The organism is Mesobacillus sp. MER 48, from assembly GCF_023714225.1.
In the GTDB taxonomy this organism is placed as follows: Bacteria; Bacillota; Bacilli; order Bacillales; family Cytobacillaceae; genus Mesobacillus; species Mesobacillus oceanisediminis_A.
The window spans coordinates 1-246 of record NZ_JAMAUR010000056.1 but is presented as its reverse complement, the minus strand read 5'-3'; the positions used below and the strand labels follow the sequence as shown (position 1 = coordinate 246).

The 246-nt window shown below is 51.2% G+C and carries 1 rRNA gene; it reads left to right on the top strand.

Features of this window, described 5'->3' with window-relative positions:
- Positions 1–182 precede the first annotated feature (182 nt).
- A 5S ribosomal RNA gene (gene rrf / locus M3593_RS23885) occupies positions 183–246 on the top strand; the annotation flags it as partial.

Genomic DNA, 246 nt, shown 5'->3' with positions numbered 1-246 from the left:
CGACTGTACAGCCTCGACAAGCGCTGGAGGGCCAGCAGTTGAAGTCGTTCTTTGACTTCGGCGGATGGACCGAAGCGACTCGAGAGGCTAGGAGCCGGAGCTGGACAATGATCATTCGATTCTCTTGAATTCTTCTTACAACATTATCTAGTTTTGAGGGCGCAAATCCTCAAACCAAATAGTCTGGTGGCGATGGCGAGAAGGTCACACCCGTTCCCATACCGAACACGGAAGTTAAGCTTCTCA